Annotated in this window: 16 protein-coding genes; 10 read left to right on the top strand and 6 right to left on the bottom strand. The window is 61.8% G+C overall.

From position 1 onward, the window contains the following. Nucleotide 1: 1 nt before the first annotated feature. The 9 genes from GN234_RS21850 to GN234_RS21890 all read left to right on the top strand — a co-directional run bounded on the left by GN234_RS21850 (nt 2) and on the right by GN234_RS21890 (nt 8,471). Entirely contained in the window at nt 2-1,621 is a 1,620-nt protein-coding gene (locus GN234_RS21850; protein ID WP_176689054.1) for a DUF2300 domain-containing protein, read from the top strand. A 3-nt stretch (nt 1,622-1,624) separates the two neighbouring features. After that, a complete protein-coding gene (locus tag GN234_RS21855) occupies nt 1,625-2,458 on the top strand; it encodes a YfaP family protein (protein ID WP_176689055.1) in 834 nt (277 codons plus the stop codon). Nucleotides 2,459-2,883: 425 nt separating this feature from the next. Next, complete coding sequence (locus GN234_RS21860; protein WP_092258175.1) at nt 2,884-3,465, top strand: YjfI family protein; 582 nt, start codon at nt 2,884-2,886, stop codon at nt 3,463-3,465. Nucleotides 3,466-3,487: 22 nt separating this feature from the next. Further along, a complete protein-coding gene (locus tag GN234_RS21865; RefSeq protein WP_003185899.1) occupies nt 3,488-4,186 on the top strand; it encodes a PspA/IM30 family protein in 699 nt (232 codons plus the stop codon). Nucleotides 4,187-4,452: 266 nt separating this feature from the next. After that, nucleotides 4,453-5,487, top strand: coding sequence for an ion channel (locus GN234_RS21870; RefSeq protein WP_176689056.1), 1,035 nt, complete (start codon nt 4,453-4,455; stop codon nt 5,485-5,487). Continuing rightward, nucleotides 5,474-6,136 (top strand): DUF2491 family protein, encoded by a 663-nt coding sequence (locus tag GN234_RS21875; RefSeq protein ID WP_176689057.1) that lies wholly within the window; start codon nt 5,474-5,476, stop codon nt 6,134-6,136. Before GN234_RS21870 ends, GN234_RS21875 begins: the two co-directional genes overlap by 14 nt. A gap of 15 nt (nt 6,137-6,151) precedes the next feature. Then, a complete protein-coding gene (locus GN234_RS21880; RefSeq protein WP_046064802.1) occupies nt 6,152-6,580 on the top strand; it encodes a DUF350 domain-containing protein in 429 nt (142 codons plus the stop codon). Nucleotides 6,581-6,599: 19 nt separating this feature from the next. After that, entirely contained in the window at nt 6,600-7,301 is a 702-nt protein-coding gene (locus GN234_RS21885; protein WP_109756458.1) for a DUF1190 domain-containing protein, read from the top strand. A gap of 12 nt (nt 7,302-7,313) precedes the next feature. Next, nucleotides 7,314-8,471, top strand: coding sequence for a glutathionylspermidine synthase family protein (locus tag GN234_RS21890; RefSeq protein WP_109756459.1), 1,158 nt, complete (start codon nt 7,314-7,316; stop codon nt 8,469-8,471). Nucleotides 8,472-8,612: 141 nt separating this feature from the next. Here GN234_RS21890 and GN234_RS21895 read toward each other — a convergent pair whose 3' ends face one another. The 6 genes from GN234_RS21895 to GN234_RS21920 are packed head-to-tail and all read right to left on the bottom strand — an operon-like array spanning nt 8,613 to nt 14,357. Then, nucleotides 8,613-9,545, bottom strand: coding sequence for a phosphatidate cytidylyltransferase (locus GN234_RS21895; protein WP_109756460.1), 933 nt, complete (start codon nt 9,543-9,545; stop codon nt 8,613-8,615). Between the two features lies 1 nt (nt 9,546). Further along, nucleotides 9,547-10,167, bottom strand: coding sequence for a lysophospholipid acyltransferase family protein (locus GN234_RS21900; protein ID WP_176689058.1), 621 nt, complete (start codon nt 10,165-10,167; stop codon nt 9,547-9,549). Nucleotides 10,168-10,176: 9 nt separating this feature from the next. After that, nucleotides 10,177-10,632 carry a hypothetical protein gene (locus tag GN234_RS21905; RefSeq protein WP_116833559.1) on the bottom strand — a complete coding sequence of 152 codons (456 nt, stop codon included), beginning with the start codon at nt 10,630-10,632 and terminating at the stop codon, nt 10,177-10,179. Next, nucleotides 10,622-11,965, bottom strand: coding sequence for a phosphatase PAP2/dual specificity phosphatase family protein (locus GN234_RS21910; protein ID WP_109756463.1), 1,344 nt, complete (start codon nt 11,963-11,965; stop codon nt 10,622-10,624). The genes GN234_RS21905 and GN234_RS21910 overlap by 11 nt, the downstream gene beginning before the upstream one ends. Continuing rightward, a complete protein-coding gene (locus tag GN234_RS21915) occupies nt 11,965-13,722 on the bottom strand; it encodes a bifunctional alpha/beta hydrolase/class I SAM-dependent methyltransferase (protein ID WP_116833558.1) in 1,758 nt (585 codons plus the stop codon). Before GN234_RS21915 ends, GN234_RS21910 begins: the two co-directional genes overlap by 1 nt. Nucleotides 13,723-13,733: 11 nt before the next feature. After that, nucleotides 13,734-14,357 (bottom strand): CDP-alcohol phosphatidyltransferase family protein, encoded by a 624-nt coding sequence (locus tag GN234_RS21920; protein WP_109756465.1) that lies wholly within the window; start codon nt 14,355-14,357, stop codon nt 13,734-13,736. 419 nt (nt 14,358-14,776) lie between these two features. Between GN234_RS21920 and GN234_RS21925 the strand changes: the two genes are divergently transcribed. After that, nucleotides 14,777-15,235: a GNAT family N-acetyltransferase gene (locus GN234_RS21925; RefSeq protein ID WP_116833557.1), complete on the top strand. Its 459-nt coding sequence runs from the start codon at nt 14,777-14,779 to the stop codon at nt 15,233-15,235. Nucleotides 15,236-15,275: the final 40 nt, after the last annotated feature.

Below are 15,275 nucleotides of genomic sequence, written 5' to 3' on the forward strand. Positions count from 1 at the left end.
CATGCGCAGGCGGTGGTTTGGCTGGCTGTTGTGCTTGATCCCTGCGCTGGCAACGGCGCAGGACGAGCCGTTGCGCCTGGCCTTCGATGGTCAGTTGCTGCGAGTGAGCCAGACCCAGGTGCTGGACCGCCAGCCGTTGCCCGATTCCTTGCAGGCGCCGCTGGGCAGCCTGTGGAAACTGTTCGTCTACGCCTGGCTGGTGGACACCGACGCCCGCGAGCCGGTTTACGAGTGTCGCGGTGAATCGAAGGAAGAGGTCTATTGCTGCAATGCCGGGCAGAGCATCGCTCGCGACCAGGCGCTGGTGAAATCCTGCGGCTTGTATTTCGAGCCGCAGCGGCTCGGGCTTTCGGCCTCGAACTGGCGCGATTACTGGCAGGCCCGTCAGGCGCCAGCGTGGCTGTTGAATTTGCCTGCGTTGCAACCGCAGACGCAGGTGCCGGTCGCGGAACTGCTCAAGGCCTTGGCTACCTTGCCGGCCCAGGACCAGGCGCGCCGGGTGCTGCTGGACGTGGTGCTCAGCGCGGCGGACGGGCGGCTGGTGGGTGAGTTGGGTAGTCGCCTACGGGTCAAGACCTGGAGCTGGCTGGGTGACCAGGGACCTTCCTCTCGACAGGGCGGTTTCGCCGGTTGGCTGGCCGATGGCACCCCGGTGTGGGCTGGCGGACGCGGTACCAGCCAGCAGGTATTGAAGGTGTACGGCGACGGGTTGGCGGCGGCATTGCCCTCGCGCTGGCCGGCGGAAACCGGGCGTTGCGTGGAGGTGGGGCTGTTTGCCCGTTATCCCTGGCAACGGGTGATGGCCGGCGACCGCCCGGCTACACCGGGCCAACTGCGCGGCGATTATCGCGTCGAGTTCAGCAACGGCAACCAGTTGGATATCCACAGCGACGGCGAGTTGTTCCTGATGCCCGGCAAGTTGGTGGCGCGGTTGGACCGGGAAGAGTACGTCGCCCGGGTTCTGCAGCGCGAAGCCAAGGCCGAACCCGCCGAAGCGGCCAAGGCCTTGGCCGTGGCGATCCGCACCTACCTGCTGCAAAACGCCCAACGCAACGGCGACTGCCTGAGCATCGACGACAGCAGCCATCGCCAGCGCGTCGCCCCGCGCCCGGCGGCGCCTGAAACCCGCGCCATTGCCGCCTGGACCAGCGACCTGGTGCTGGCCGGCACCGATGTCACCTACCACTCCGATCAGCCCGGCCCGGACAAACTGTCCTGGGCTCAAGCCGTGGAGCAAGCCAATGCCGGCCAACGCTACGACGCCATTCTGCTGCACGCCTACCCGCGTGCCAGCCTCAGCCGCTGGGACAATCCGGTGGCGTCCTGCGAAGCACTGCCGGCCGCCCAGGACTGGCTGCTGAAACAGCGGCGCGGCTGGCGTGAGCGGCTGGAAAGTGAAGTGGGCTACAACGAAATCAGCGCTTTCGCCGTCTGCCGCGTCGCCTTCGGCCGGCCTTACGTCGACCGCGAACGCCAGCGCATCTACGTGCGCGGCGTGCTGTCGCTGCAAGACCGCCTCGACCTGACTCATGAATATCTGCACCTGGCCTTCGAAGCTCATCCCAATGGCCAGGACGAAAACTATATCGAAGGGCTCGCCCGTCACCTCTTGCTGGAATAGACCATGACACTCCGTTATCCACAGGTCTTGCTGTTGCTCTGCGCCCTGACCGCGTTGCCACCGGCCATGGCCGCCGACTCCATCAGGCTCGACACCCCGGTCGGCGGCTGGCGCAGCGGTGCGCCGGGTGGCGAAGGCGAAAACTACAGCCAGACCGTCAACTACCCGGCCTCGTCAGTCAATACGCCCCCAGGCCAGGCCGACACCGCCCGCATCAGCGGCCAGATCAAAAGCGCGCCCAAGGATGGCAACGCGCCGGGCCAACTCATCGTCAACGGTGTGAGCCTGCCGCTGAAGCTGGATGACGAGGGACGCTTCGACCGGCCGTTCTCGTTCCCCAACGGCAGCAACAGCGTCGAAGTGCGCAGCGCCGACGGCCAGCAGCGCCACCGCACACAGTTCCTTAACACCAGCGGCGGCGCCACTCCGGCCAAGCTACGGGTGTTACTGAACTGGGACAGCGACGGCACCGACCTGGACCTGCACCTCGTCACCCCGGACGGCGCCCACATCTGGTACGGCGACCGCGTCGCCCCCAACGGCGCGGCCCTCGATGTCGACGTCACCACCGGCTACGGCCCGGAGATCTTCTCCATGCCCGCGCCGATCAAAGGCCAATACCTGGTGTACGTGAACTACTACGGCGGCGGTTATCGCAGTGAAGAAGACAGCGAGGAAGGCGAGGGCGGTGGTGAACAAGCGCAACAGGCCCTGACCACGGCACAAGTCACCGTGATCACCGAAGAAGGCACGCCAAACGAGAAAATGGAAACCTTCGTGGTGCCGATGCGGGCGGTGGGGGAACTGACGTTGGTCAAAAGCTTCAGCTATCCGTAAGGCATCGTCGCAGCCACAACTGAATTTACAGCCTGTGGAGATCCCCTGTGGGAGCCGAGCTTGCTCGCGATGACGGTCTAGCATCCAACATCAATGCAAGCTGACCCACCGCCATCGCGAGCAAGCTCAGCTCCCACAGAGGATCTATGGTGGATGCCTGATCTGTGAACGCTCGAAAACCCTGTGGGAGCGAGCAGGCTCGCTCCCACAGGGGTCGTCAATTGCTCCGAAGAAATCTCACGCGTGAGCTATTGTGAGGTTTGGAAACTACCTGTAGTGTTTCTCACGCGTGAGTTTTTCACAGTGGGGTCAGTACCATGCAAACCAGCTCTCCATCGGATCCGCCAGGCGGGCCTGATGACGATTCAATGAGCAGCACGGGAGAGCGCTCCAAGCCCGCCGCGAAAAAACCATCGAGCTTTTACATGAAGCAGATGCGCGCGGGCCTGAGTGCCGCCGGGTATGTGAAACACGAGACTTGGGTGCTTCCCGAAAACCGAAGCCTGCTCAAGCAAATGGAGAAACAGCTACGCCAACCGATTCTGGCTGGCTCATTCATGTCGGAGAATTACATGAGCGCAGGTAATAACTGGAACATCGATCGCCTCTACAGCGCCCTCCAGGCCCTGGATGAAGTGGTCGCGAACGACATCACTCTTTCCCTCGTCCAAGGCTCCGAGTCCAGCATCAAGCTGGAAATGAATGACTTCGGTGGCTTGCCGATCTACATCGCCGTGGTGGGTGATCAGATCATCGTCGATACCGTCCTGGTGGACGTTGAGTCGATCAGCGACGTCGCGGCCTTCAACGACGCCGTGCTGCGCAGCCGGGAAATGTTCCCGCTGTCGTCCATCGGCATCGAGACCATGCCCAACGGCCAGGTGGTCTACAACATGTTCGGCGCGTTGAGCTCCGATTCCAGCCTGACCAACGTCGTGACCGAGGTCAAAACCCTCGTCGACAACGTCCAGCGCGCCAGCGAAGCCTTCGAACGCTTCTTCATTTAATTCGCCGAATAGGAACCATCCAATGACTCAGTCCATCTGGAGCAAGTTGTTCACCGCACTGCGTGGCGGCGCCAACGAAGTCGGCGAATCGATCGTCGACCAACAGGCCCTGCGCATCCTCGACCAGGAAATTCGCGACGCCGACAGCGCGCTGGCCAATGCCAAGCGTGAGCTGGTCACCATCATGGCCAAGCACAAGCTGGCGACTGATCGCGTGGGTGAATACAACGCCAAGATCAAGGACCTGGAAGCCAAGGCCCTGGCCGCGATCCAGGCCAACCGCGAGGACCTGGCGCTGGAAGTGGCTGAAGCCATTTCGACCCTGACCAACGAACTGGACGCCGAGCAAAAGCACGCGACCGAATTCGGCGGTTACGCGGACAACATGCGTAAAGACATCACCAAGGCCGAAAGCCGCATCAAGAGCCTGCGTCAGCAAGTGGACATGGCCAAGGCGCGCGAAAGCGTGCAGAAGGCCCAGGTCAGTGCTTCGATCGCCAGTGGTGGCGCCAATGGCAAGCTGGAAACCGCCGTCGGTACGCTCAACCGTCTGCAAGCCAAGCAACAGCAACGCGCCGCTGAGCTGCAAGCCCAGGACGAACTGGCCGAGGCTTCGACCGGCTCCGACCTGGAGCGCAAGCTGCGCGATGCCGGCATCACGCCGAACGAAGGCAGCGCCAATGCGATCCTGGAACGCTTGAAGAAAAAATCGGCTGAGTAATCGCTGAGCGCACCGAACCCGTGGCGAGGGAGCTTGCTCCCGCTGAGACGCGAAGCGGCTCCAGAAATGGGGCCTGCTGCGCAGTCCAGCGGGAGCAAGCTCCCTCGCCACAATAGTGTCCGGCACGCCATGGATTTAATTGTGGTTCAGGTACTTTTATCCAAGCGCCGCAACAGGTTTAATGCTGTCCGGCCACTACGCTCGAGCCCTCAGACGCCAGAGCGATGAGCCCGCCAGGAACCAAGCCCCACGGAGTCAGGGACGAAATGTCGATTTTCCTTTTGTTGCGCTCGTACGCTTCGTCCTTCTTCCATCGGTTCGGCTGGGCGGGACTGGCCATTGCGTTGGGCGTGCACCTGTCTACGGCCTGGATCGGGCTGGTGCTGATAGGCGAGCAACACCTGATCGCCGCCGCCACGTTTACCTACTTCTATCTCACCACCACGCTCACCGTCGGCTATGGCGATCTCGCGCCACAGACAGCAGCGGGACGGGTGTTCGTGGCTACCTGGGTCATGCTCGGGGGTATCGCGCTGCTGACGGCAGCCATCGGCAAAACCACCAGCAGCGTCATCGATGTATGGAGAAAAGGCATGAAGGGAAAGGGCGATTTCACCGGCAAGGTCGGCCACACGGTTCTCATCGGTTGGGAGGGCGCCTCCAGCGAGCGGGTCATTGAATTGCTGCTGCAGGACGAAACCTCCAATGACAACCTGATCGTCATCTGCGATTGCGATCTCGAAGAAAACCCCATGCCCGGCAAGACCTCGTTCATCAAGGGCGACAGCTTGTCCTCCGTCGCACTGCTACAGCGTGCCGGCGTGCCTGGCGCCGAACGCGTGCTGGTGCGAACCCATTCCGACGACCTGACCTTGGCCACCGTACTGGCGGTCAATCAATTGGGCCCCGTCGGGCATGTGGTCGCCCACTTCAATGACAGCGAAATCGCCGCCCTCGCCAGCGCCTACGCGCCGAGCCTGGAATGCACCTCCAGCATGGCCATCGAAATGTTGGTGCGTGCCTCCCAGGATCCGGGCTCGTCAGTGGTCATCAATGAATTGCTCTGCGTAGGTCAAGGCGCTACCCAGTACCTGATGAAGCTGCCCGAGGCGTTCGAGGCGACGTTCGGCGAGCTCTATAACCGGATGAAAGAGCAGCACAACGCTACGCTTATCGGCTACCGCGCCAAGGGCGCCCGACACCCGTCGATCAACCCGCCCGGCGCTACGCGTGTCGTGGGCGGAGAACTCTTCTACATCGCCTCCACGCGTCTGAAGGAAATTTCCCATGGGGTGGTTTAAACAATTGATGGGGCTCGAGGCCCCGAACGCGAACACGACAGCTAGCCATGGCGCGCCGATCAGCGGGCCGCTGGGCCTGGCCTCCGGCAAACAGGTCATGTTCGATTCCACACTCAAGTTGTTGCTCGATGGCAACAGCACCGTGGTCATTCCCGGTTCTCAACAGATCTGGAGCCTGGGCATCGTCGACCTCGGGCAATCGAACTGGTTGACACGCTGTTACATGAACGACGAAGACTACTGGCTGCAAGTGCACACCAGCGGCGACATCGCCGGGCAGGTCGAGTCGGTGATCCTGTTCAACTACCTCAGCTACGTCACCCTCAACAGTGAAGCGGAATTGCGCCGGCTGGCCGGCCCTGAAAGCCTGATCGGCCTGCCGACCTACACCCACAACGGCGTCGAGTACACCCGCGAATGGGGCACCGAGGCGGGCCAGACCGAACTGGTGGGGTTGAGCGAACGCGTGAGCAATCCGGACGAGTCCTACAGTGTCGAGCACCGTTCGATGCTGTACGCCCGCGATACCGGCCTGACGGATCGCCGGGAGTTCCTGCTGTTCTCCGTCGAAGAGGACGCCGAAGGCTCCGTCAGTCTGAGCACTTCGCTGGGTATTTCGCTGTACACCACTGACCTGAACACTCTTTGAATAAGGAAGAAGTCCATGCTTGAAGCGCTCTCCATTTCCCTGAACAAGGCCGCCGTGTTCGGCTTCGTTTTGTATATCCTCGGCGCCGCCGTGCTGTTCGCACTGTTTCAGTTCATCTACATCCATGTCACGCCGCACAAAGAGTTCGAACTGATCCGCTCGGGCAACGTGGCTGCGGCCATCGCCCTGAGCGGTGCCCTCATCGGTTTTGCCATCCCGGCCAGCAACGTGATTGCCTACTCGATCAGCATGCTGGACTTCGTCGTCTGGGCGGTGATCGCCGCTGTCGTTCAGTTGTTGGCGTTCCTGGTGACCAGCCTGGTGCTCAAGGGCGCTTCGGCGCGCATCAAGAACGGTGAAATCGCCGCCGGTATCTACATCGCCGCCGTGGCCATCAGCGTCGGCATGTTGAACGCCGCGTGCATGACGCCTTCCACGAACTGATCGCGCCACGGAGAACCCGATGAAACGAAGCAAGTACGTTCAGCTTTCGCTGGCCGCGTCGGTCGCCCTGGCGATATCCGGCTGCGGGCCGACGGAAAAAACCTACAAGTTGCAGAAGAAGTACAACTTCCAGTCCGTGCAGCAATGTGTCGATGAAAAGCTGCCGGTGGACATTTGCGCCGACGCCTACATGACCGCCATGAGCGAGCATCGTCGCATCGCGCCGACGTACGCCAGCCAGGCTGATTGCGATGCCGACTTTGTCCCCGATTGGTGCCAGCAGGACTCGGCCGGCCAGTTCATCCCCAAGCTGGGTGGATTTGAGCTGAGCGCCGATGGCGAGGTCACGCAATCCCAGGTCGACGCCGCCCGGGCCCAATTGCCGGCTTCGGAAGCGAACGTCGGTGGTTCGGGCTTCAGCAACCTGCTGACCGGGCTGTTGATCGGCAACATGCTGAGCGGCAACCGCAACAGCTATTACTCCGAACCGGTCTACCGTTACCGCGATGATCGTGGCGACTACGGTTCCTCGACGCTCAGCCAGCGGGTTTCCAGCGGCTCGACCTTCACCAAGTCCAACCAGGCGCGGTATGGCAGCTATACCGATTCCATCAAGAGCAGCAAAGCGATGTCCGTCGCTTCCTCCACGTCTCGCGGTGGCTTCGGTAGCAAGTCCAGCGCCCGCAGCGGTTGGGGTGGTTCGAGCAGCTCCGGCGGTTGAGGAACCAGCGCCATGAAGAAGATCCATTGCGCCGAACGTCATGACTGGAAACAGACCGCCGAACAGCTCGGCTTTCTGTTCCACACCATCGATAACGAACCCTATTGGGACGAAAGCGCGTACTACCAGTTCACCCTCAGGCAGATCGAGGACGACCTGGAAGACCCGACCACCGAGATCCATGACATGTGCATGGACCTCGTGGCCCGCGTGGTACAAAGCGAAGAGCTGTTGGAGCGCCTGAGCATTCCCGCGCCGTTCTTCGACCTGGTGCGCACTTCATGGCTCGAAGGCCACCCGCACCTGTATGGGCGCATGGATTTCTCCTACAACGGCAGCGGCCCGGCCAAGTTGCTGGAGCTCAACTACGACACGCCGACCAGCCTCTATGAAGCCGCGGCGTTTCAGTGGGGCTGGCTGGAGCAATGCATCGAGCGCGGCTTGCTGCCCAAGCATGCCGACCAGTTCAACAGCATCGACACCAAGCTGCACCAGGCCTTTGCCCAGTTGCAGCTCAAGGAACCGTTTTACTTCGCTTCGATGAAAGGCTCGGTGGAGGACAAAGGCACCACGGATTACTTGCGGCTGATCGCGGAGAAAGTCGGTATCGAATCGCGGCACATCGATATCGAAGACATCGGCCTCAACAGTGACGGGCGTTTCGTCGACCTGGAGGAACGCTGGATTCCGCACCTGTTCAAGCTGCACGCCTGGGAGTTCATCTTCCACGAGCCGTTTGGTGAAGCGATTGCCCACTGTGATACGCAGTTTTTCGAGCCGGCCTGGAAGTCGATCATCTCCAACAAAGGCATCCTGCCGTTGCTGTGGGAATTCAACAAAGGCCACCCGAACCTGCTCGCGGCCCACCTGGATACCGACACCAGCAAAGCCGTGCCCAAGGGCTGGGTGCGCAAGCCGTTCTTTTCCCGGGAAGGCGCCAACATCGAGCTGCAAACAGCGGATGGCCTGATCGTCAAAGAAGACGGGCCCTACACCGACGCGCCGTTCATTCTCCAGGAATTCGCGCCGCTGCCGAAGTTCGACGACAGCTACACGCTGATCGGTTCCTGGGTCATCGGCGACCAGGCGGCGGGCATTGGCGTGCGGGAAGACAACAGCTTGATCACCAAGGATTCGAGCCGGTTCTTGCCGCATCTGATCCTCGACTGATTGTCTGACACTAAGCACTGAACCCCTGTGGGAGCGAGCCTGCTCGCGATAGGGGCATGTCAGTCAACATCGATGTTGGCTGATTCACCGCTATCGCGAGCAGGCTCGCTCTCACAGGTTGGGTGTTCGCCGCAGACTTTTTCAGGTCCACCAGTACCGAACCAGATGGAAGAAGATCGGCGCGGCGAAGCACACCGAGTCCAACCGGTCGAGCATGCCACCGTGGCCTTCGATCATGTGGCCCCAGTCCTTCACACCGCGGTCGCGTTTGATCGCTGACATGACGATGCCGCCGGCAAAGCCCAGCAGGTTGATCAGCAAGGCGATGAGGAACGACTGCCACGGATTGAACGGCGTGATCCACCACAGCGCGCCACCGATCAGCGAGGCCAGGAAAATGCCGCCGGCAAACCCCTCCACGGTTTTCGAGGGCGACAGGTTCGGCGCGATCTTGTGTTTGCCGAACAGCTTGCCGCACACGTACTGCAACACATCCGACAGCTGCACCACGATCACCAGGTACGCGATCAGCAACAGGTTGCGCCCTTCGAAACCGGCGATGTCCAGCGTCAGCAGGGCGGGCACGAAGGAGATGCAGAACACCGCGATCATCAGCCCCCACTGGACCTTGGAAGCGCGCTCCAGGAAGTGCGTACTGTCGCCACCCAAGGACGCCAGGATCGGCAGCAGCAGGAACACGTACACCGGGATGAAGATCGAAAACAGCCCGTACCAGTCGTAGTAGATCAGCAGGTATTGCAGCGGCAGCGCCAGGTAGAACGCTGCCACCAGGGCCGGATAATCACTGCGCCGGGTCGGCGTCAGGGTGAGGAACTCGCGCAGGGCGTAGAACGACACCGCGTAGAACAACAGAATCACCGCCGCGTTGCCGAGCCAGAACGCAATGCCGATCACCAGCACCATGATCCACCAGGCGTTGATCCGCGCGTTGAGGTTGTCGATGACCGAGTTTGGCGCGCCTTTGGTGCGCAGCTTGAGAATGAAACCAATCAGCGAAGCCAGCACCAGAATCGCGCCGATCCCGCCAAATAACATCAGGGTATATCGATCCATGTCAGACGTGCTCCGGGGCCAGTGCCAGCAGCGCGGCGCGGCTGCGTTCAAGAAATTGCTCTTTGCTTTCACCTTCTTCGATGCACAGCGGCGCGCCGAAACTGGTGGTGCATAACAGCGGCAGAGGCAAGACCCGGCCTTTGGGCATGACGCGGTTGAGGTTGGCGATCCACACCGGGATCACCTCGACCTCGGGATGAGCCTTCATCAAGTGATAGATCCCGCTCTTGAACGGCAGCAAGCCTTCGTCGGGGTTGCGCGTGCCCTCGGGGAAGATGATCAGCGAGTCGCCGTTCTCCAGGGCTTCGAGCATTGGCTGCAATGGGTTGTACGAAGGATCCTTGCGTTCGCGGTCCACCAGCACACCGTTGAACACTCGGTTGATGATGTAGCGCCGCACCGGGCTGGTCTGCCAATAGTCGGCACCGGCGACCGGCCGGGTCAGCTTGCGCAACGCCGGCGGCAGCGAGGCCCAGAGCAACACGAAGTCACCGTGGCTGCTGTGGTTGGCGAAGTAGATCCGCTGCACCTGCGTCGGCGCACAGCCGAGCCACAGGCTGCGAGCACCGGTGACCATGCGGGCGGCGGAGGTGATGAGGTTGGCGACCACGGATTCGAACATGAGGATTCCTTATCCTGAAAAGGCTAGCCAGGGACTGGCCAGGATGAAGCCCAGCGTCAAGACAACTTGTGCGGCCAGCAATCGCGACTGTCGACGCAGCAGCAACAACGCGCCGTGCCGGCGTTCGGTCCAGAGACGGCCGGCGCGTTCGGCCGGTTGCAGGCCCAGGGAGGTGAGGGCCTGATCCAAGGTGTAGGTGCGCTCGGCCAGGGATTGAGTGCTGTCAGCCATGCGCTGAAACAGATCGGCATCAAATGCCACGCGCAACGCCCAGTATTTTTCCAGCACACCGAGCACGATCAGTACGGCGCTCAACAGCAGCAACCACGGATCGATGACCCCCACCAACCACTGCCCCAACCCCAGCAGCACCGCCAGCAGCGTCAGCCCGGTGGACAACTGATCCAGCGATTGACCGCGGCGCAACAGACTTGCCACGGTGTGCAGTTCCATATCAGTGATCATGGACATTCTCCCGGCTTGTGGATAACGGCTCCAACGCCCGACGATGCGCCGCATGCAAGACAATGCGCGGGCGAACGCGCTGGATTTGCACGATAGCCGCATCAACATTCGCTGCCCGACCACTGTGCAACAACCAGGCGACCACGGCAGTTGCGCTACGGGAATAGCCCAAGGCGCAGCAGACCAGCACCGGCCCGCGCTGACGAAGGCTTTCGATGGCCTCCGCCGCTTTCAGGCATTGCTCGGTGGTCGGCGCCGTCAGGTCGAGCACCGGTAGCGAGCGATAGGCAACCCCCGTGCTGTCCATGGACAGTTCTGCGCAGAGGTCGAGCACCCCGCTAAACGCGCTGTCCTTCAGCTCCATCGGCGTGGGAATGCGCCCGAGCCAGACGTTATCCGCTACTTGATCCGGTTGCGGATGTTGGCGCGTCCACCAGCGGGAATTGATCCACGCCGCCGCCAGATAAGGCGCCAGCAACCAGCGCGCCGCCGGGCTCAAGCGGCCATCGACACGCTTCTGGAAACCGTCGGCACCGAACACCAGGTAATTCAGCGCCACCATGAGCACCGCCACCGCCGGCCAGATCAACCAGAGCCACGCGCCGCCCAAGGCAAACGCCGGGATGAACAGCGCCGCCGCGCCCAAGCCATAACGCAGCGCCAATCGCCGGCGGGCAGGGTCTGTCGCCAGACGCGCACTCAGCAGCGGGCTCGGCCGATCCAACGGCCATAACCACACACACAACCAACCGGCCAACGCCCCCGTGGGCAGGTCAATGAAGTGATGTTGATAAGTGGTCAGCACCGACACACCAATCAGTGCGAACCACCCGTGCATCAGCCAGCGCCAGAACCCCTGTAGATGCCGCTGATAACAGACCCACAGCACCACCAGCAACGCGATGTGCAGCGATGGCGCCTGGTTGAACGGCTTGTCGAACCCCGCCAGCACCTCGAACAACCAACCGAACACCCCGTCCATTTCCGGCCGGGGGAAGGTAAAGCGCAGCGGCCAGAGCAGAAAGCAGCTGACCGCAATCACCTGGGCCGTGAGCAGGCGCAAGGCGTGGCGCTTGAGTTCGACACGGCTGGTGGGCAACAGCAGGGACAGGCCGTACAGCAGATCGATCGACCAGTACGGCACGATGGTCCAGGCCATGAACGGCATGTGGCTTTCCCAGGCGAACACCAGCGTGCCGACGTCGTCACGCTGGGAGGTGACCCAGGTGGCGAAGCCATAGGTGCTGAAGAACAGCGGCGCCAGCAACAGCAGCCACAGCACTGCCGGTTTCAGCAGTGCGGGCTCGCGGGCCGGAGCGATGACGGCGCTCATTACTGCACTCGCTGGGCCAGCGAAACGCTGAAGATGCCCCATTCATCGACCCGCAGGGTGATCTTGCGAAAGCCCGCCGCCTCGACCAGTTGATCCATTTCCGCCTGCGTACGCCGACGCATCACCCAAGCCTGCCCGGCACGGTGGCTGGTGAGGGCGCGGGCGATCAGTTCCAGTTGCGGGTGCCACGGCTGGCCGGTGTAGACCAGGAAACCGCCAGGCTCTACCGCTTCGGCCAATCCGGCGAGGGAGCCGCCGACCATCTGGTTATCGGCAAACAGCTCATACAAGCCGGACACCACGGCCAGGGTCGGTTTTGGCTGCAGCGCCGCCAGGTCCTGGCGATCAAACGCGTCGCCTTTGACGAACCGGGCGATATCACCCAAGCCCTTTTCGAGGATCAAGGCGCTGCCATCGCGCACGTTGATGTCGCTGTAGTCGCGCAGCAGGATCGACTCCGGCAACGGGCTGACGCCTTGCAGCGCTTCGAGAATGTAGCGGCCATGACCGGCGGCGATATCGACGATGCGCACTTCGCGGTCTTGGGCGCGCAACTCGCCCATGGCCAGGCGCAGCAGTTCTTCAACGTGCACTTTGCGCTGACGAATGCCGCGCCAGCCGATGGAGTTCAGGTAGTTCTGGTCAATCATCTTGCCCACGGCCGAGGTGCCGGTGGGGCGATTGCGGTAGACGTAGTCCAGGGTACTGCCGGAGTCGAACCCGGTGTCGAAGCCCAATTTCACGCCCGCAGACAATTTGCTGCCAAAGCGCATGCTGGCGCGGGTCATGCGCCAGTACAGGTCGCGCAACGAGTTGTGCGGCAGCGGCGTCGCCAGGGTTTCGGCTTCGGCGCAGGTCACGCCCAGGCGATCGGCGTCCAGCAGGGAAGGGCGCTCCAGCGGGCGGGCGAAGTTTTGCAGGATGAAGCGGCGGGCACTGGCGATGGCCGGCGCGCGGTTCTTCTCGCCGAGGGTGTCGTGGAAGAACCCCGGCAGGATGTGCTTCTCCTTGTGCAAACTGCCCAGGCGATCGAAGAACTGTTCCTGGGGTTTGCGGTGCACGACAAAGTCCGAGCCGGAGATCAACAGCTGCGTCGGCACCTGGATCGCCTGGGCGTCGGCCACCACGCGGTCGGCGGCTTCGTACAGGCCCAGCAGTACGTTCACCGAAATCGCCTTGGTGATCAGCGGATCGCTGTCGTAGGACGCCACCCGTTCCGGGTCATGGCTGAGGAACTTCGCCTTGACGTAACTGTTGACGAAAAAATTGCCGCGAAACTTGCGCATCAGTGCCAGGCCCGGACGAGCGAACGGCACGTAGAGCTTGACCTTGAACGCCGGCGAGGCCAGCACCAGCGAACGGATGCGCGGTGCGTAATCGTGGACCCAGGTCGATGCGATCACCGCCCCGACGCTTTGCGCGACCACGGCGATGTTCGACTCGTCGATCTGATGCGTGGCGCCGATGTGATCGCAGAAGGTCTGCACATCCCGCGCACTGGTGGCAAAGCTCGGGCTGTCGCCGCGCGCGCCCGGCGACTGGCCATGGCCCCGTGCGTCCCAGGCAAAAAAGTCGAAGCCGGGCAAATCCAGCTCATCCACCAGGTGCGCAATGCGCCCGGAGTGTTCATGCCCGCGGTGAAACAACAACACGGCCTGGCGGGGTTCACCCGCAGAGGCATTGACAGCCGGCCAGTGCCGGTAGAACAACTCCACGCCATCGTGGGTGGTGAACGTCAGTTCCTGGGCTTCGCGCATTGCAAGTTCCTTTATGCTGAGGGAGCGTTTTCCTTCACTTGGCTCAGGCCATGACGGACCCGATTGACCAAGGTATAAACCAGCAGGGCGGCAACCACCGCCATCACACCATCAACCCACAGCGCCCCGAGCCAACCCAGGGCAATACCGGTCGCCAACACGCCCAACACGAAGGCGCGATCACTTTTGCCCATCGGCCCGTCATAGCGCCGCGAAGCCCCGACCATCGCCCCCAGCACGCCTGCGTATTCGCTGAACAGCGCCAACAGCGTGACCAACAACACGAGCAACAGACTGGCATCGGGAATCAGGGCAAAAGGCAGGATCAGGGCAGCGTCGGCGATGATATCGCATAGCTCATTGAGGTAGGCGCCCAGATGCGATTGCTGACCAAACTCCCGCGCCAACATACCATCTACCGCATTCAACGCCATGCGCAGGAACATCCAGATCGGCACCAGGACGAAGATCCACGGATGGCTGGCGAACCACGCGATCACCGCACCGACCAAGACTGAAACGATGCCTGCGAGCACCGTGATCTGGTTGGCGGTGACGCCGTTGTTGTAAAGGCGTTGAACCATGGGGCGCAGCAGGTTTTGAAAGGCGGGCTTGAGTTGGTAGATGGAGGGCATCGGGGTGAGATCTCGGCCGGTTGCGGGGCTAGGGCTTATACAGGTGCGAGATTACGATAGGTTGAGGGGTTGCTGGCGGGTATTTCTTGAGAATGAGCGCGGGTAGGCATCTAAAACGAAATTGCCTGAACAAAAAAACAACCAATGTGGGAGCGGGCTTGCTCGCGAATGCGGGGTTTCAGTCAACATCCATGGTGGCTGGTCTACCGCATTCGCGAGCAAGCCCGCTCCCACAGGTTCTGTGTTTCAACTGATTCACATTGGCCGATACCACAGGAGTGGTTGGTGGTGTGTCCATTCAGGATCAAACTACGAAAATCCTGTGGGAGCGAGCCTGCTCGCGATAGCGGCACACCAGAACAGGCCAGCAGCCTGCTGATCCCCCAACCCTCCCCCAGGACAAATAAGGAGTGTTTCAAATGCCACAAATGGATTGGCTCGCCAACCACATGGATAAATGCGACCAGATGGCCGAGTGGCTCCATCGTGAATTCAGCTATGAATTTGCCCAGCAATCCCTCGCCAGTTGGCAGCAGGAGTTCGCCGCAGGGCAGCGCGATGGGCGCTGGAAGTGCCTGATCGCCATGGAACACGGCCAGTTGCTCGGTGGTGCTTCACTGGCCAGTCACGACCTGCCGGATCGGCCAGAGCTGGGGCCGTGGCTGGCTTGCGTGCTCGTCGCCCCCAGTGCCCGACGCAGAGGGATTGCAGCGCAGTTGATCGAAGGTGTCTGCAGCCATGCGCGGGAGGTGGGAATCATCACCTTGTTCCTGCACACCCACAGCCAGCGTGATTATTACGCAAGGCTGGGTTGGGACGTGTTGGAGCGTTTTGAGGCTTGGGGGAAAGAGCAATGGCTGATGGCGCGGTGTTTATAGTCATCGACGGGGTTCCCACGCCAAGCGTTTAAATTTAGCG

The organism is Pseudomonas bijieensis (assembly GCF_013347965.1).
GTDB classification, from domain to species: Bacteria; Pseudomonadota; Gammaproteobacteria; order Pseudomonadales; family Pseudomonadaceae; genus Aquipseudomonas; species Aquipseudomonas bijieensis.